Origin of the sequence: uncultured Aquimarina sp. (genome assembly GCF_947492405.1) — a bacterium.
In the GTDB taxonomy this organism is placed as follows: Bacteria; Bacteroidota; Bacteroidia; order Flavobacteriales; family Flavobacteriaceae; genus Aquimarina.
In genome coordinates, this window is the sequence record NZ_CANLMP010000011.1 from 36,149 (window position 1) to 53,368 (window position 17,220).

14 protein-coding genes are annotated in these 17,220 nt (G+C 32.1%); 7 read left to right on the forward strand and 7 right to left on the reverse strand.

All coding sequences use genetic code 11. The features are described from left to right. Positions 1-46 precede the first annotated feature (46 nt). The 5 genes from Q0829_RS26425 to Q0829_RS26445 all read left to right on the forward strand — a co-directional run bounded on the left by Q0829_RS26425 (position 47) and on the right by Q0829_RS26445 (position 7,250). Entirely contained in the window at positions 47-1,279 is a 1,233-nt protein-coding gene (locus tag Q0829_RS26425) for a TlpA disulfide reductase family protein (protein ID WP_298548860.1), read from the forward strand. Between the two features lie 140 nt (positions 1,280-1,419). Continuing rightward, positions 1,420-2,520 (forward strand): DUF2911 domain-containing protein, encoded by a 1,101-nt coding sequence (locus Q0829_RS26430; RefSeq protein WP_298548864.1) that lies wholly within the window; start codon positions 1,420-1,422, stop codon positions 2,518-2,520. Between the two features lie 313 nt (positions 2,521-2,833). Beyond that, complete coding sequence (gene pta / locus Q0829_RS26435) at positions 2,834-4,927, forward strand: phosphate acetyltransferase (protein ID WP_298548866.1); 2,094 nt, start codon at positions 2,834-2,836, stop codon at positions 4,925-4,927. Between the two features lie 26 nt (positions 4,928-4,953). Next, entirely contained in the window at positions 4,954-6,138 is a 1,185-nt protein-coding gene (locus Q0829_RS26440) for an acetate kinase (RefSeq protein WP_298548869.1), read from the forward strand. Between the two features lie 248 nt (positions 6,139-6,386). Next, the gene (locus Q0829_RS26445; RefSeq protein ID WP_298548872.1) at positions 6,387-7,250 is read left to right on the forward strand and encodes a type IV pili methyl-accepting chemotaxis transducer N-terminal domain-containing protein; all 864 of its coding nucleotides are present in this window, start codon (positions 6,387-6,389) and stop codon (positions 7,248-7,250) included. A gap of 131 nt (positions 7,251-7,381) precedes the next feature. Here the strand turns inward: Q0829_RS26445 and Q0829_RS26450 are convergent, their stop codons facing one another. From Q0829_RS26450 to Q0829_RS26460, 3 genes are all read right to left on the reverse strand, one after another. After that, on the reverse strand, positions 7,382-7,570 hold the full coding sequence (locus tag Q0829_RS26450) for a hypothetical protein (RefSeq protein WP_298548875.1): 189 nt from the start codon (positions 7,568-7,570) through the stop codon (positions 7,382-7,384). Positions 7,571-7,851: 281 nt separating this feature from the next. Next, complete coding sequence (locus Q0829_RS26455) at positions 7,852-8,055, reverse strand: hypothetical protein (RefSeq protein WP_298548878.1); 204 nt, start codon at positions 8,053-8,055, stop codon at positions 7,852-7,854. A gap of 98 nt (positions 8,056-8,153) precedes the next feature. Beyond that, on the reverse strand, positions 8,154-8,339 hold the full coding sequence (locus tag Q0829_RS26460) for a hypothetical protein (protein WP_298548881.1): 186 nt from the start codon (positions 8,337-8,339) through the stop codon (positions 8,154-8,156). Between the two features lie 372 nt (positions 8,340-8,711). Here Q0829_RS26460 and Q0829_RS26465 point away from each other — a divergent pair, with 372 nt between their 5' ends. Both Q0829_RS26465 and Q0829_RS26470 read left to right on the forward strand, forming a co-directional pair. Then, positions 8,712-10,922: an endonuclease gene (locus tag Q0829_RS26465; protein ID WP_298548884.1), complete on the forward strand. Its 2,211-nt coding sequence runs from the start codon at positions 8,712-8,714 to the stop codon at positions 10,920-10,922. 1,040 nt (positions 10,923-11,962) lie between these two features. After that, on the forward strand, positions 11,963-13,429 hold the full coding sequence (locus tag Q0829_RS26470; protein WP_298548886.1) for a hypothetical protein: 1,467 nt from the start codon (positions 11,963-11,965) through the stop codon (positions 13,427-13,429). A 119-nt stretch (positions 13,430-13,548) separates the two neighbouring features. On the opposite strand, the gene Q0829_RS26475 is transcribed toward Q0829_RS26470, so the two are convergent. From Q0829_RS26475 to dnaN, 4 genes are all read right to left on the reverse strand, one after another. Beyond that, entirely contained in the window at positions 13,549-14,046 is a 498-nt protein-coding gene (locus Q0829_RS26475) for a hypothetical protein (protein WP_298548889.1), read from the reverse strand. 171 nt (positions 14,047-14,217) lie between these two features. Continuing rightward, positions 14,218-15,009, reverse strand: a complete 792-nt coding sequence (locus tag Q0829_RS26480; protein WP_298548891.1) for a type 1 glutamine amidotransferase domain-containing protein — start codon at positions 15,007-15,009, stop codon at positions 14,218-14,220. A 93-nt stretch (positions 15,010-15,102) separates the two neighbouring features. Further along, a complete protein-coding gene (locus Q0829_RS26485) occupies positions 15,103-15,672 on the reverse strand; it encodes a Crp/Fnr family transcriptional regulator (protein ID WP_298548893.1) in 570 nt (189 codons plus the stop codon). A 209-nt stretch (positions 15,673-15,881) separates the two neighbouring features. Further along, on the reverse strand, positions 15,882-17,000 hold the full coding sequence (dnaN, locus tag Q0829_RS26490) for a DNA polymerase III subunit beta (RefSeq protein ID WP_298548894.1): 1,119 nt from the start codon (positions 16,998-17,000) through the stop codon (positions 15,882-15,884). Between the last annotated feature and the right edge of the window lie 220 nt (positions 17,001-17,220).

A 17,220-nucleotide genomic window follows, 5' to 3' on the forward strand; every position in this document is an offset into this window, starting at 1 on the left:
GAGATTTAACAATCTTACTAGACAGTTTTTATATTCACACATATTTATGAAAAAATACATAGTATTACTTGTAGCTACATTCGTATTATTTTCTTGTAAAAAAGAGAAATCAAATAATGAAGATAAACTATATCTTAAGAGCGGTCTTTGGAAAGCTTCTTTTGATGTACAAGATGGAAAGGAATTACCTTTTCTATTTGAAGTTTTTGAAGATCAAACTTTAAAGATTTTTAATGCAGAAGAAACAATAGATGTAGATGAAGTAAGAATTGAAGGAGATTCTGTATTTATTAAGTTTCCAGTTTTTGAAGGATATATAGCAGCAAAGTTCCAAGATTCTATGACGCTTTCTGGAAACTTTATTAAAGAAAGTCTTGATAGAATTGTTCCTTTTAAAGGAACATTTGGAGTAAAAGATAGATTCGAAATTATTTCAAAACCAATTGCTAATGTTCAAGGGAATTGGGAATCAGTTTTTAGTCAAGATAGTCCAGAAGATCGGTATATTGCTAAAGGGATTTTTAAGCAAAATGGTAACATTGTTACTGGAACCTTCAGAACAACAACGGGTGATTATCGTTACTTGGAAGGAGTACTCAATAATAATAAACTTGAATTGTCGACTTTTGATGGGGCGCATGCTTTTCTTTTTACTGCACAAGTTACTGATAGCACGATGAATGGTCATTTCTATTCTGGTAACCATTGGAAAGAACCATTTACAGCAAAACGTAACGAATTATATGAATTACCGTCTGAAGACTCTCTTACTTTTATTAAGGAAGGGTATGATAAATTAGAATTTAGTTTTCCTGATGCTGAAGGAAATCAGGTTTCTCTCGAAGATGATCGTTTTAAGGGAAAAGTAACCATGGTTCAGATTATGGGAACCTGGTGCCCTAATTGTATGGATGAAACCAAATATTATGTAGACTATTATAATAAAAATAAAGAGAAAGATATTGAATTTGTAGCGTTGGCGTTTGAATATGCTAAAACTTCAGAAAAAGCATTTAAATCTATTGAGAGATTACGTTCTAAATTAAAGGTAGAATATCCTATTCTATTGGCTCAATATGGAACATCAAATAAAGAAAAAGCTCAAGAGAAACTACCGATGCTAAATCATGTATTGTCATATCCAACAACGATTTTTATTGATAAAAAGGGAAAAGTACGTAAGATTCATACTGGTTTTAATGGTCCGGCAACAGGTCAAAAGTATGTAGATTACAAGAAGGAGTTCGAAAGTTTTGTTAATCAGCTGTTAAAAGAATAAACGATTTAACAATTATTAGGACTTACTTTTTTACTTTAACACTACGGTAACATTAGGGTTGAGGATATCATCTTAATATTGTTTGAAATGTATGATTTTTCTTTCGTACAAAATCCAATAAAAATTCAAACAATTCAGTTATGAAACAATCCACCTTAATGATGACATGTATTGCTGGGGCAATGATGTTGTTTACAATCCAGTTAAAAGCTCAACTCAAAACACCTGAAGCTAGTCAGCGTGCACAGGTTACACAAAGAATCGGAATTACAGATATTACTATAGATTACGGTAGACCAAGCGTAAAAGAACGCGAAGTTTGGGGAAAACTAGTTCCTTACGGATATAATAATCTAGGATTCGGAACATCTACTGCCGCACCATGGAGAGCAGGAGCCAACCAGAATACAACAATAGAATTTTCGCATGATGTAAAGGTAGAAGGAAAAGATATAAAAGCAGGACTTTATGGACTACATGTTGCATTAAATGAGGAAGGAGGAGCTACAGTAATATTTTCTAAAAATTCAACCTCTTGGGGGAGTTATTTTTATGATGAAAAAGAGGATGCATTGCGTGTAGATGTTAAAACTACAGAAATACCTCATACTGAAACGCTAATGTTTTTATTCCCTTCTTTTGAAGCGAATAATACAGTTGCCGCCTTACGATGGGAGAGAAAAGAAATTCCTTTTAAAATAGAAGTAGATGTAGAAAGTATAGTAATGAAAGAAATAAAAGATGATCTTAGAGGTAATGCAGGATTTACCCAAACAAACTGGGATAATGCAGCTAACTATGCATTTAATGCAGGAGATCTGGATCAGGCTTTAGCATGGGTAAATGGATCAATAAGTGGTAACTTCTTTAGTAAAGAAACATTTAGTAATCTTTCTCTAAAATCTAGGATCTTAGCAAAGCAGGGTAAGACTCAGGAAGCAATGGTAATAGTAGATAAGGCTGCAAATATGGGTAATGCTACTCAGGTATTTCAATTGGGGAATGGTCTTATCGGTCAAGGACAAAAAGATAAAGCACTAGAGGTTCTAAAAAATAATGTAAAGAATAATAATGGTGCCTGGCCTTCTAATTATGGTTTAGCAAGAGCGTACTCCGCAACCGGAGACTATAAAAGTGCAATTAAATCTATTAATGTAGCCTTAGGAAAAGCTCCTGATAGGTTTAAAGGAAGATTGTCTGGTGAGTTAGAAAAACTTAAAAAAGGAGAAGATATAAATTAGGTAAGTGAAATTCTATTTTTAATAAAGCTGTAAGCGTATTAAAAATAGGAGGTTGAACTTATCCAGCTGTAGAGCGGGATCTATGTAAGATATAATTTCAATTAAAAAAACTTGTTTTAAAACAAGATCTTTTGAGTTTCTAAAAATACCAATTGTTTATAAAAGGATCAGTAAAACACTGATCCTTTTTTTATTGAGTTCTGAATAAAAAAGTTAATGTTTTTTAACCTCAATAGGATAACTATTTCTTGTTATATTACAATGTACTATTTTAATGCGATTACCATATCTTTGCATTACCAAATTTATATACATGAGTAAAGCCGTTTATATTGCTACTATTGAACCTAATAGTGGTAAATCTATTGTTGTTTTAGGGTTAATGAGAATGTTACTGGGAAAAGTAGCTAGAGTAGGGTACTTCAGGCCAATTATTGATGATCCCAAAGAAGGAGTAATAGATAATCATATTAATACAGTAATATCACATTTTGAGTTAGATATCAATTTTAAAAACACCTATGCTTTCACGAGAAGTGAAGTGCTTCAAAAATACAATCAAGGCAGATCTGGAGCGATTATAGATGGCATAATTGAGAAATATAAAAATCTAGAAGAAAAATTTGATTTTATTCTGGTAGAAGGAACAGATTTTTCTGATGAAGGAAGTATCATTGAATTCGATATTAATATCATCATTGCTAAAAACTTAGGGATTCCATCTATTATTGTGGCTAGTGGTGTAGATAAGACAAAAGAAGAAATAGTAGGAAATCTAAAATTAGCATACGATACGTTTACAAGTAAAGATGCAGAGGTGGTCGCAATAGTCGCTAACAAGGTTGTTAATGGTTGCGAAAAAGAACTAAAAGAAAAACTAGAAGAGGAGTTTAAGGAAGGAGTAGAGCAAATTATTATACCAAAAATAGGTTCTTTAATTAATCCAACAATTAGAGAGATTGTAAAAGAATTAGATGGAAACATTCTCTTTGGTAAAGAATTTCTGAACAATCAAGCAGGAAGTTTTGGTGTGGGAGCGATGCAATTGCGTAATTATTTAACACATCTAAAGGATAATAGTCTCGTAATTACTCCCGGTGATCGTGCTGATATTATTTTAGGTGTTTTGCAAGCTAATATATCGGATAACTATCCGAAAATCTCTGGTATTATTCTTACCGGTGGTATTGTGCCAGAAGAACCAATCCTTAAGTTAATAGAAGGAGTATCTCTTTCAGTACCAATTATATCAGTGCCACAAGGGACTTTTTCGATAACAAATAAGATAGGTGCTATAAGATCAAAAATATATGCAGACAATCTGCAAAAAATAAATACTTCGATTAGCACATTCGAACAGTATGTGGATGCTGATCGTTTAGTGGATCCATTGATTACCTTTGAGTCCGATAGTTTGACCCCAAGTATGTTTCAGTATAACCTCCTGAAACGAGCGCTTAAACATAAAAAACACATTGTTTTACCTGAAGGATCTGATGAGAGAATTCTAAGAGCGACATTTAGATTACAAGCTTCTAACGTAGTCGATATTACCTTAATTGGTGAAGAAAAGAAAATAAAAAGTAAGGCTGTCAAGCTAGATATCCCTATCGATTTTACTAAGATAAATATTGTATCTCCAACAAAATCTCCACATTTTGATGAGTATGCAAAAACATTCTATGAATTACGAAAACATAAGAATGTAAATATGGATATGGCTAGGGATATGATGGCTGATGTATCTTATTTTGGAACCATGATGATTTATAAGGGGCATGCAGATGGAATGGTATCCGGAGCTGTTCATACCACCCAACATACTATAAGACCTGCATTACAGTTTATCAAAACCAAACCTGGCGTAAAAGTAGTGTCTTCCGTGTTTTTTATGTGTTTAGACGATAGGGTTTCTGTGTTTGGAGATTGTGCTATCAATCCAAACCCAAATGCTGAGCAATTGGCAGAGATTGCAATTTCTTCTGCGCAGTCAGCTGCCGCCTTTGGTATAGAGCCAAAAGTAGCAATGTTATCATATTCTTCTGGTACATCCGGAAAAGGAGAAGATGTAGAAATAGTAAGAGAAGCTACTAGAATAGTGAAAGAAAACCACCCAGAACTTAAAATTGAAGGTCCGATACAGTATGACGCTGCCGTGGATATGAGGGTTGGACAAAGTAAACTTCCGGATTCTGAAGTAGCAGGACAAGCCAGTGTTTTGATATTTCCTGATCTCAATACCGGTAACAATACATATAAGGCTGTACAGCGAGAAACTGGAGCTCTGGCGATTGGTCCAATGCTTCAGGGACTAAATAAACCAGTAAATGACTTAAGTAGAGGTTGTACAGTAGATGATGTCTACAATACAGTAATTATTACCGCAATTCAGGCACAAGGATTATAGGATTATAAAAAGAGGAAACTTACACTATGCGAATACTAGTATTAAATTCAGGGAGTTCATCAATTAAATTTCAATTATTCAATATGCCATCAGCAGAAGTTCTTTGCTCAGGGTTGGTGGAACGTATCGGATTAGAAAATGCTAAAATCAATTATAAAACCGAGACTCAGGATATTGAAAAAGAAGTTGCTATTCCCGATCATAAAATAGGACTGCAATTAATTGCTTCCTATGTGTTAGATTCAGAAATAGGAGTAATTACTTCTACTTCGGAAATTGAAGTAGTAGGGCATAGAGTGGTTCATGGAGGAAGTACTTTTGCTAGAACTGTAGAAATTAATGGTGAGGTAAAGCAAAAAATAGAAAAACTTTCTGCATTAGCACCGCTTCATAATCCAGCAAATTTACAAGGAATTTTAGTTGCAGAAGAGATTTTTAAAGATGCAAAACAGGTTGCAGTATTTGATACCGCTTTTCATCAAACAATGCCTGTCGAAGCCTATAAATATGCGATTCCTAATGTTTTTCTGGATAAACACGATATTAGAGTGTATGGTTTTCATGGCACTAGTCATAAGTATGTATCAGAAAAAGCAAATGAGTTTTTAGGAAAACAAAACACTAAGATTATCACAATTCATTTAGGTAATGGATGCAGTATGACCGCTATAGAAAATGGTAAAAGTATAGATCATACTTTAGGATTCGCCCCAATGAATGGATTGATTATGGGGACACGATCTGGAGATATTGATCCCGCTGTCATCTTTTATTTGGTAAAATCATTAGGATATTCTTTGGATGAAGTTAACTCATTACTTCAAAAAGAAAGTGGTATGCTTGGTTTAACAGGATATAGTGATTTGCGAGATATAGAATCTAATGCAGAAAATGGAGATGTGAATTGCCAGAAAGCTTTAGAAATGAATGCATATCGTATTAAAAAGTTTATTGGTTCATATACAGCCGTAATGAACGGTTTAGATGCCATTGTATTTACAGCCGGAATTGGAGAAAATTCTGATGTAGTAAGAAAATTGGTTAGCACCAATTTAGAGTATTTAGGGATTGAACTTGATGCTGAAAAAAATAGTATTAGATCTAAAGAAATTAGAGATATTAGCCAGGCTACTTCTAAGGTTAAAATATTAGTGATTCCTACAAATGAAGAATTAGAGATTGCTAAACAATCATTGATGTTGTTGGAGTAATGCAGCTTTGTTTTTTTTACATATATTTTTGCTTATAAAACCTTGATATAAAGCTTTTTTGTTTTTTAAAACGGGGAAATTTTAACATTTATTTCTTTTTATTCTCTAAAAAATAACATACTTTGGACTTGTGTTTGTAAGAAAACACATAACCTACTTAACGTACCTTTCTTACATTTTTGCTCTATTTTTTTAATTTTTCTTCTAACATATGTACTGAAGAAAATAAAACCTAAATCTATTATATTATGACTTCAAACAACAAGTTGGTAAGTAGTATTGTTGTACTACTTCTTATGGTATTAAGTACTTCTTTACAGGCACAGCAAAACATTAAATTTGGAAAGGTCACCTTTAACAATGCTATTAATGTAGCAGGAAAGCAAAGAATGCTTACACAAAAAATGTCTAAAGCATATTTGTATTTAGTTTCTAATCCTAGCGATATGAAAGCGAAAAAGGATTTATTAACGTCTAAAATTTTATTTGAAAGACAGAATTCGTTTTTATTGGAAAACTCCAGGAATAAACTGACTACAACTAATATTCAAAAGGTTGATCAATTATTTGTAGAGTTTAAAAAAGCATTAGAAACAACACCGGGCTACGAAAATGCTAAAAAGATAACAGATTTGAATACTGATCTACTGATGGCATCTAATCAAACCGTAGTTTCTATTATAAATAATTCTAAATTGGTAAATTCTGCGACGGATGCAGAGGTTTTAGGTGATAATGTTAGCATAGCGGATCGATTAGAGTTGCAAACAATTATTAATGTAGCAGGTCGACAAAGGATGCTTTCTCAAAGACTAGCTCTTTACTATTATGCTAATACTATAGCAGTAAATGATAAGAATGTTACAAGAATATTAAACAATACATATAATGAATTAGAAGGAGCATTAACTAAATTAATGATTTGCCAGTTTAATAATCCTGAAATAGACGAAAAGATTGGATTAGCATTAACCAAATGGGATAACGTTAAGACTCAAAAAGAAAAGTTGATTAATAAAACCTTAAAAAAAGAAGAGGTATATGAGTTAAGCGATGCTCTAACTGTTGTATTCAATGATATTACAAATCTATACGAAAAAATAGATCTTTAATTATAAGTTTCTTTATTGTAATCTATAACTATCTTTAAATTGATTTGATGTAGATGCAGTAAAAAGCCATTAAAAAAGACTACCTGAATTTTAGGTAGTCTTTTTGTATTATAAAATGATTTTAGAATTTATTACGCCCAGATACAGCTTCCATTAGGCTGGCAGTATCCAAAATCACAAAATTCCATTCCATTAAACATTTGACAACATTTTCTTGGTGGTCCACAATATACAAAAGGACGTCCCCAAGCACCTTTGATTTGTTGTTGGTCTTTTTTAGATAATTTCTGAATTCCTTTAAGGTTTAAGATTTTTTTCATTGTGTAAGTATTTTAAAAGTTAATATATACTAACAAGATACTTGTTAATCCAATTGAAATACAAATTCAATGACTTGATATTTATAAATTTCAACAACTTGTGTTTACTCGATAATCGAGATTTAAATGCTCCGAGGCTTGCCTCGAAATCTAAAATTATTTTCTATCTAATGCCTCATGGGCTTGTCCTGAGGTAGTTTACTATTATCTAGAGCCCGAAAATAAAAAAGACTGTCTTTTTAGACAGTCTCTCTATTAATTTCTCTCTAATTTTTATAGATTTAGTAGATAATACATCCACCCCATCCAGTACATCTTCCTGGTTCACAGAAACTTCCTCCCGGAAAACTAATACGACATCTATTACCGCTACCATTAATAGGATTTGGATTACAACAAGAAATATAGGTATTAGCTCCTTTAATTGACCTTTGTTGTCCTTTACTAAGTTCTTGAACTCCTTTTAATTCTAAGATTTTTTTCATTGTGTAAAATATTTAAGTTAATAAAGATGTTATTTTTAAAGGTAAAAAGGCAAACTAGTTAAGATTGCCTTCCTTTATAGGTTTTAAATTCTGTACTATTATGCAAGGATGCATCCTCTCCATCCATTACAGTATCCAGGTTCGCAGAAACTACCACCAGGAAAACTAATTTGACAACCTCTTCCGGATGGGCAGCAAGAAACATTACCCCAAGCTCCTTTAATCGATCTTTGTTCTCCTTTACTTAATTTTTGGATTCCTTGTAAATCTAAGATTTTTTTCATCGTGTAAGATATTTAAGTTAATTCCTTAAATGTAAGTGAAAATTCCCTAATTACAGTACGTTAAAAACCCTAAAGAATTGAGGATTAATTATATATTCTACTAAAGTATATGATATTCTTTTCACTACTTATAGGTTTTGCATGATAATATTGAAGTATAATTCCTATACAGCTTTGTAAGAAACAACTTATTAACAAGTTTGTTTTTGTGTAATCTGTTTAAAATCAGGTGCTTGTGTTTTTTTAACAAGCTAATTGTTACATTATCAACATATTGGGTAATGATTTGATAACATAGACCTCTAGTTAATTTAACAAAATAGTTTTAGCTTCGGAAACGTTAAAATTTACTAAATTAACTCACAACACACAATGAAAAAATTATTACTATTACTAGTAATGGGGTACGCTCTTACTAGTTTTGGTCAGATACCGTCATATTATAATGATGTGAATCTTTCTTTATCTGGTCAGTCTTTAAAAAGCGAATTAGCTACTAAAGTTACAAATACACAAACAAATACATTGTCCTATACTCCTGGAGTTTGGGATGCCTTAAAACAAACAGATCTTGATCCGACAAACTCTTCCAGAGTTGTTCTTATTTATGGATTTAGTGATACCGATGGAAATTCTACGACAGATAGAACCAGAGGAATAAATAATAATGGAGGAGGCTCAACGGACTGGAATAGAGAGCATACTTATCCAAAATCTTTAGCGAACCCTAATTTGGGAACTACAGGAGCAGGAGCAGACGCCCACAACTTAAGACCATCAGATGTGCAAAGAAATTCCAGCAGAGGAAGTCGTAAGTTTGCGGATGGTTCTGGAAATTCCGGAACGACTTCACAAGGGCATTGGTATCCGGGAGATGAATTTAAAGGCGATGTAGCTCGAATGATGATGTTTATGTACATAAGATATGGTAACCGATGTTTACCGTCTAATGTTGGAATAGGAAGCACAGTAGCTAATGATACTAATATGATTCAGTTGTTTCTGGAATGGAATGCCGAAGACCCTGTTTCTCAATTAGAATTACAACGAAATCCAATCATCGAAAATTTACAGGGGAATAGAAACCCTTTTATCGATAATCCTGCATTTGCAACTCAGATTTGGGGAGGTCCACAAGCAGAGGATCGTTTTGGAACTACTGGAGGTGATACACAAGCACCAAGCACGCCTTCATCTTTAATAGCATCTGGTACAACTACAGCATCTACTCAGTTATCTTGGAATATATCTACAGATAATATTGGAGTTACAGGATATGATGTATATCGTAATGGATCATTTTTAAATTCAACTACTACAACAAATTATTCGGTTACAGGATTATCTGCTGCTACAACGTACAGTTTTTCTGTACGAGCTAAGGATGCTGCGGGTAATGTCTCGGGATTTAGCAATTCTATTAACGTTACAACTCAGAATACATCTGGAGGTGGAAATACACTCTGTAGTTCGACAATAACTTCTTTTCCTTATGCCGAAAGTTTTGAAAATACCTTTGGTGCTTGGAATCAAGCTACATCCGGAGATGATTTTAATTGGGCAACTCGTTCTGGTAACACACCATCTTCTAATACTGGCCCAAGTTCTGCAAATGCAGGCTCTTATTATATTTATATGGAATCTTCCACTCCTAATTATTCTAACAAAAGAGCAATACTATATTCTCCTTGTTATGATATTACGAATGTAAGTCAAGCTACCTTTTCATTTAAATATCATATGTATGGTGCTTCGGCGATGGGAAGTTTGGCCTTGGAGGCAAGTCTTAATGGAACCACTTGGACATCAGTCTGGAGTGCATCTGGAAATCAAGGAAATTCCTGGAAGACAGCTTCTATTGATTTAGCCTCTTATATAGGTGAAAAAGTACAGTTGCGTTTTAATGGTGTAACAGGAACTACCTGGCAAGGAGATATGGCTGTGGATGCAATTAATTTTTCTACTTCTGGGAATACAGGTGGTGGATCAACGACGAGTGATGTTAATTTAAGAATTACTTTTGATAACTATCCAGAAGAAACAAGTTGGGAAATAAGAAATGATAGTAATCAAGTAGTATATTCTGGCGGTACTTATGGTACTCAAGCAGATGGCTCTACTCTTAATATATCCAGGACTTTGGATATAGGGTGCTATACACTGATTATAAAAGATGCTTATGGTGATGGTATTTGTTGTAATTATGGTAATGGTTCTTATGCTTTAACAGATTCTTCTAATGGAGCACTATTGGTTTCTGGAGGTTCTTTTGGAGCACAAGACAGCAATAATTTTTGTGTAGATTCTACATCAAGGAATTTTTCTGAAGATATTGTAAAAGAAAATATGTCTATAGTATTTGATTTTAGTTTTTATCCTAACCCTGTCATAGAAGAAGTAAGAATACAACTAGAAAATGCAGGTGAGGCAGATTATAAAATTATAAACCAAATAGGCCAAACTATAAAAGTAGGAAAAGTCATAAAAGAACCAATTCAGCTTAACGGATTACCATCAGGAATGTATTTTATCTCTGTTGATAATGGAAAACGAACTATCAGTAAGAAATTTGTAAAAAAATAAACGAATAAAATTTTAGCAGAAAAGCACTACTTTTAATAAGTGGCGCTTTTTTTAATTCAGTATATGTTAACATTATAAAGATATATACTCATATTTTGATTAATGGATATTTCCTGAAAATTCTGTTATAATAATTAAATAGAACATTCCATGAGTTTTGAAATGAAAGCATAATAACATTTATCAAAATGAACGTATTTTTTCATTTCTATCTAAAAAATATAATCATACTTACATGGATTAAAATTGGATAAAATGTTATATCTAAATTCAATGTTTCTTTAGAATTTTAATGATAAATTGAGATAAAAAAATAGGGAATTTTCCGTTTTTTTGTTTTGATTTACGGTTTATAAGTAGAATCTAAATAATAACACTGTAAGAATATTCACTTTTAAGGGTAAATTCCCCATTGAAATCAATCTTTTATTACTAGTATTTTACGATGAAATGCTCATTTTTAAAGGTTTAAATGTTAAAAAAGTAAACTTTTAACAATATTTTGTAGGACAATTCTTTGTGTTAACAATAGGTTTTCCGGGACTTCAGGTTTTTATGGGTTATTTACACGTAGTATTATTATGGTTTTACCGTATTTGTTTTTTTGTTTTTGTTTGTACATTGGAACTAAGAAAAATTATAAAGCGCTTGTTATTAGGTTTTTAAATAATCCCAAAATAAAATTGATATGAAAAAAAAATACTTTTTACTAGTTGACTTCTTATCACATTGGAAGTTCATCTTTTGTTAATTACAAACACTCTTAAAACCGATTAATTCAACTATAGTTTTGGATTAATTTGAAAACTTACCACGTTAAGATTATTTAATAGGAATTATTAGTTACTCATATTTACCCCACATTGATATTGAGTTAGGTGCTAATATAAATCCGGTTGAGAACTATTGTTTATCAACATAGATAATTCTTTCAAGACTGCGCTACTTCACGCAACCAGTCCTGATGTGGGGAAATAAATCAATAATATAATTATCAATTGGGTTGTACGCCCAGTGATATCTTAAAATATTTAGGACGGATGGGTATATCTGCAAACTTTAATATGTTTTGTGATGAGCTAAAGATCTCTGATAAAAAGAAATCAATTATTTCATTACGTTACAATTCAATAAATAAAAAACTAAATAATGATTTTTGGAATATAGATACTAGCTATGGCAGTATTTATACAGGTTGCTATGGAAGAGAGACCGCAAATGACGGCATCCAAGAGATTGATATGATCTTCGAAATGCCGTCTCATTTGCTGGTTGAGTATGATGAGTGTGGAGGAAATTCTCAAGCTAGATTTCTAGAAGATGTGCGTAGGTCAATAGCAGCTATATATCCCAGAACCACTATTAATAAAGAAAAGCAAACAATAAGTATTAGATTTTCTGATAATATGTGTTTTAATGTATTTCCTGGATTCATTAAAGATGGAGGAGGTTATATTTTTGCAGATCTAAATGGTAGTTGGAATGTTAATAAGCCTATATCTTTACAAGAGGCTATGAAGGTTGTAGATAAAACTACTAATTACAACCTAAGGAAATTATGTAAAATGGTTAAAGCCTGGAAACAAAACTGCAAAGTAAGGATCAAAGATATATTGATAGATACATTGGCATATGAATTCTTATTATCAACCAATAAAAATTATAAATCATATGCGCAATTTGATGTTATGTGTTTAGACTTTTTTAAATTCCTAATGAGTCAACAAGCTTCAAAAGTAGTTTGGGATGGTGTTGGGAATGGTCAAACAATACATAACCCGGAGAACTTTAGATATAAAGCCATTGTGGCGCATTTTAAAATAGAAAGTGCTATAAATTTAGAAACATCTGGAAAAAAATGGGGTTCAAGACAAAAATGGAGAGAGGTTTTTGGTCATAAATTTCCAGAATCGGTAAGAATAAAGTTGCAAATAAACAAACTATACGAAAGGACAATATCTTTGCACAATGCGCAGAAAAAGTGTATCCGAATTTTAAACCAAAGGTTGATGACCTTTAAAGGACTTCAGTTTATTACAGCATTACTTATTGTTTCGGGAGTTTTGATTATTGGATTTACAGAGAATTTCGATCTTGGATTGGCATTATTTATGGTTTCCTCAGTAATCTTTCTTATCATTTTATACTTTCAGAAATATAATTTAGGAGATATCTCAATAAAGCATAAGCAATCTGCATTACGGACATTTTTAATAAAAGAAGAGTGGCAATCACTATTAAAAGATCTTAACAATGGAGATGTGGATATTACTATTATCCGAAAACGTAAGGACGAACTGCAGCGCAATATGGTTGATGTTTATCGAGGTGCATCACTATCAATAGATAAAAGATATGCTAAAGCCATAGAAAAAATAAATGCTATTTCGAAAATAAAAGAAAAGTTACCTGTTGTGAGATCTGGAAAAATGAATATTCCCGTTTGGCAAAGCAATAAGTTTCATGTAGAGAACAAAGTACAGTGTTTAATGAACTACAGGAATTAACAAAATTGATTAGGTTTGATAAGTGGAAGATGACCCTTCTTTCTCAATGCTACATGATAGTATTGATTTTGAAGGGTCATTTTATTTATAGTGATAGTAAGTATTTGACATTATTCATTTTAAGAAAACATCCGATACTTTAAGAATATAGCTATTTTGTAAAGTAAATATAATAATGGGATTCCTATAACCAGACTTATAAGAATTAATAAAAGAGCAAGTTTCCCTCCAATAAAAGGGATTTTGCTAACTTCTCTGATAATAGTAACTTCACTATACATATAATATGCACTAATAGCAGTCAAAGTACCAATAAGAACATACAAAAGGCTCTCCAAGAATTTAAAACTGGTATATATATCAGAAATAGTATAACATTGATATATGTGGAATGATAGAGCAACTCCTATACCTATAGAAAGAATATAGCTTATCTCTTTTTGATTTTTATATTGATCTCCAGTCAAAAACTGTGTTCTTCTGCAATCTGGACAAATTGTAGGATTTTGATGTAAACAAGTATGGCACATACCTCTATAACAATGATGACACTTACTTTGAGAAAATAAGTTAGTATGTGTATGGCAAAAATAGTTTCGTTTTTCTTCTTCCGTCATTAGTTAGAGACTCTTTTGTTTTGGGGTTGATTGTATTGGATATGAAATATAAAAGTATTAAAAAAGCGCAAACTAGTTAATTTTGCGCTTTTGAATTTAGTATAATATATATGAGTTTGTGTTATTCTTATATACTTTTAAATTTACTGTAAAATAGAGTTGTAATAGGTATTATTTCAGTCGTAACAACAATTTCTCAGCAACGAGCTCCGATGAAGCTGGGTTTTGTCCGGTAATTAATAATCCATCTTCTACAGCGTATGGACTCCAGTCAGCTTCTTTAGAATATGTGCCTCCATTAGCTATTAACATATCTTCTACAAGAAAAGGTACTATAGCTGTTAATTGAACAGCTTCTTCTTCTGTATTAGAAAATCCTGTTACTTTTTTACCTTTTACTAAAGGCTCGCCATTAGCTCCTTTAGTGTTCTTAAAAATGGCAGGTGCGTGGCATACAGCGCCTACAGGTTTATTTTGATTATAGAAAGCTTCAATTAGTGAGATAGAGTCCTCATCTTCTGCTAAATCCCATAAAGGACCGTGACCTCCAGGATAAAAAACTGCATCATAATCATTAGCATTTATAGTAGCTAGTTTAGCGGTATTGGCAAGAATAGTTTGTGTTTCTTGGTCTTCATTAAACCTTTTAGTAGCAGGTGTCTGGAAATCCGGCAACTCACTTTTAGGATCAATAGGTGGTTGCCCACCTTTTGGAGAAGCAATAGTTATCTCCACACCTTTATCCTTTAAAAAATAATAAGGCGAAGCAAATTCTTCTATCCAAAACCCTGTCTTTTCTCCTGTATTTCCTAAATCGCTATGACTAGTTAATACGAATAGTACTTTCTTCATGGTATTTGTTTTTTTAGTCGTTTCTTTGGTTTCTGTTTTTTTTACCGCTGTGTTTTTTCCACATGAAGCAAATAGTATAATAGCTGTGGCTATTCCTATAATTTTTTTCATTTAATGTTCTCTAATTAATACTTTTTATAATCTACAGGAACAAAATTAAGGCAACTTAAAACGTGAAAAAATGATCTATGATAAGAAAAGACATTAATTCCTGGCAATTTCTTTTCGTACTCTACTTAGACTTTCCGATGTAATTCCTAGATAAGAAGCAATATGGTAATTTTTAACTAACTGTTCTATATTTGGATAGGTATTGACAAAATCAACATACTGTTCTTTAGCTGTTTTCGATAGGTCACCAATAATTCTTTTCTGAAAAGAACCAATGTAAGATTCGGTTTTAATTCTAAAATAGCGTTCTATGCTTGGGATTTCATCGAAAATTTCATTCATATCATCTCTAGAAAGTCTCAAAAGAGACGCATCTTGGATGCATTCAATCTGAAGAATCGCTTTTTCCTTTTTAAAAAATGCAGTGTAATCACCTATCCACCAATCTGTAATTGCAAATTGTATGGTATGCTCCTTTGCAGATTTGTCGGTAAAAAATGAGCGTAAACATCCTTGTTCCACGTAATATTGAAAGTAGGCTGAGTCATCTGGATATAGTAAAACTTCTCCCTTTGTAACCTTTATTTTTTTTAGCTTACTACTGATTATTTTTTTTTCTTCTTCGCTTAGTAGTAAACCTTTAAAAATTTCTTCGAAGTTCATATGAATGTAATTACTTAGTAACAGTTTTGTGTAAAACTTTGAACTGTGTTGATAAGACTAGATTTTGTTATATAAAAGTATAAAAAGAATTTCCTTTACTTACTAATCTGGCTTATAGAATATATGTGATGACTAGTAGTAATAAATAAAAAATCCAATCACAGTATGTGATTGGATTCTATTATTCTTATCAATTAAAGAATATACTTTTAATTATTAAGCATAACTGGCATAACCAGCATTGTAACAGTTTCTCCTTCATCCAATCCATCTGTAGGCGTAAGGATACCTGCTCGGTTTGGTAGCGACATTTCTAATTGTACATCATCTGCATTTAGATTATTGAGCATCTCACTTAAGAAACGAGAGTTAAACCCAATTTGCATATCATCACCTTGGTAATCGCAAGTCAGACGTTCTTCTGCTTTATTGGAATAATCGATATCTTCTGCAGATATATTCAATTCTGCTCCGGCAATTTTTAATCGGATTTGATGTGTTGTTTTATTAGAGAAAATAGAAACCCTACGAACGGAGTTAAGAAACTGATTACGTGCAATAGTTAGTTTATTTGGATTCTCTTTAGGAATTACAGCTTCGTAATTAGGGTATTTACCATCAATCAATCTACAGATCAATTGTGTCTCATCAAAGGTGAACTTTGCATTAGATTCATTGTATTCAATCAATACTTCTGTATCACTACCAGCTAAGATACCTTTAAGAAGATTTAATGGCTTCTTAGGCATAATAAATTCTGCAGCTTGCGAAGCTTGTACATCTTCACGAGAATATTTTACTAATTTATGAGCATCCGTAGCAACAAAAGTTAAGCTCTCTGTAGAAAATTGAAAAAATACACCACTCATTACAGGTCTAAGATCATCATTACCTGTAGCAAAAATCGTTTTGCTAATCGCCGTTGCTAGGATATCACCTAAAAGTGATGTCGAACTAGGATCTTCTAGTTCTACTGCTTTAGGAAATTCTTCTCCATCTGCATACGCTAGTGCATATTTACCGTGATTAGAACTTATTTCTATAGTATTATTATCTCCTGCTACAAATGTAAGAGGTTGTTCAGGAAACGTTTTTAATGTTTCTAATAATAACTTTGCAGGTACAGCAATGATCCCTTCATCAGAAGATTCTACTTCTAATTTAGCTGACATAGTAGTCTCTAAGTCAGAAGCCGAAACGGTTAAAGAATTATTATCTAATTCGAATAAAAAGTTATCTAAAATCGGTAAAGTATTACTGTTATTGATAACTCCACCCAATACCTGAAGTTGTTTTAATAAATACGAACTGGAAACTATGAATTTCACCCGTTTAATTTTTTTAGATTAGTACTGTTTTTACAGTAGCTATCATTTAATAGCTTACGCAAATATAATTGTAATCTACAAGGATTTCGGTATGCTAAAAACGTTAGTTATTAACAAACAGCTAGGAGTTATTGACTATGTTTGATAAGATATAGGTATTAGATTAATCTAATAAGAAAATTCTTCAAAATAAATCATTTATTAATATTAAGTCTTTGCT

What these genes read in the sequence shown, in the direction of transcription:
- Q0829_RS26425 (WP_298548860.1), top strand. Translation starts at nt 47, where the DNA reads ATGAAAAAATACATAGTATTACTTGTAGCTACATTCGTATTATTTTCT.
- Q0829_RS26430 (WP_298548864.1), top strand. Translation starts at nt 1,420, where the DNA reads ATGAAACAATCCACCTTAATGATGACATGTATTGCTGGGGCAATGATG.
- pta (WP_298548866.1), top strand. Translation starts at nt 2,834, where the DNA reads ATGAGTAAAGCCGTTTATATTGCTACTATTGAACCTAATAGTGGTAAA.
- Q0829_RS26440 (WP_298548869.1), top strand. Translation starts at nt 4,954, where the DNA reads ATGCGAATACTAGTATTAAATTCAGGGAGTTCATCAATTAAATTTCAA.
- Q0829_RS26445 (WP_298548872.1), top strand. Translation starts at nt 6,387, where the DNA reads ATGACTTCAAACAACAAGTTGGTAAGTAGTATTGTTGTACTACTTCTT.
- Q0829_RS26450 (WP_298548875.1), bottom strand. Translation starts at nt 7,570, where the DNA reads ATGAAAAAAATCTTAAACCTTAAAGGAATTCAGAAATTATCTAAAAAA.
- Q0829_RS26455 (WP_298548878.1), bottom strand. Translation starts at nt 8,055, where the DNA reads ATGAAAAAAATCTTAGAATTAAAAGGAGTTCAAGAACTTAGTAAAGGA.
- Q0829_RS26460 (WP_298548881.1), bottom strand. Translation starts at nt 8,339, where the DNA reads ATGAAAAAAATCTTAGATTTACAAGGAATCCAAAAATTAAGTAAAGGA.
- Q0829_RS26465 (WP_298548884.1), top strand. Translation starts at nt 8,712, where the DNA reads ATGAAAAAATTATTACTATTACTAGTAATGGGGTACGCTCTTACTAGT.
- Q0829_RS26470 (WP_298548886.1), top strand. Translation starts at nt 11,963, where the DNA reads ATGGGTATATCTGCAAACTTTAATATGTTTTGTGATGAGCTAAAGATC.
- Q0829_RS26475 (WP_298548889.1), bottom strand. Translation starts at nt 14,046, where the DNA reads ATGACGGAAGAAGAAAAACGAAACTATTTTTGCCATACACATACTAAC.
- Q0829_RS26480 (WP_298548891.1), bottom strand. Translation starts at nt 15,009, where the DNA reads ATGAAAAAAATTATAGGAATAGCCACAGCTATTATACTATTTGCTTCA.
- Q0829_RS26485 (WP_298548893.1), bottom strand. Translation starts at nt 15,672, where the DNA reads ATGAACTTCGAAGAAATTTTTAAAGGTTTACTACTAAGCGAAGAAGAA.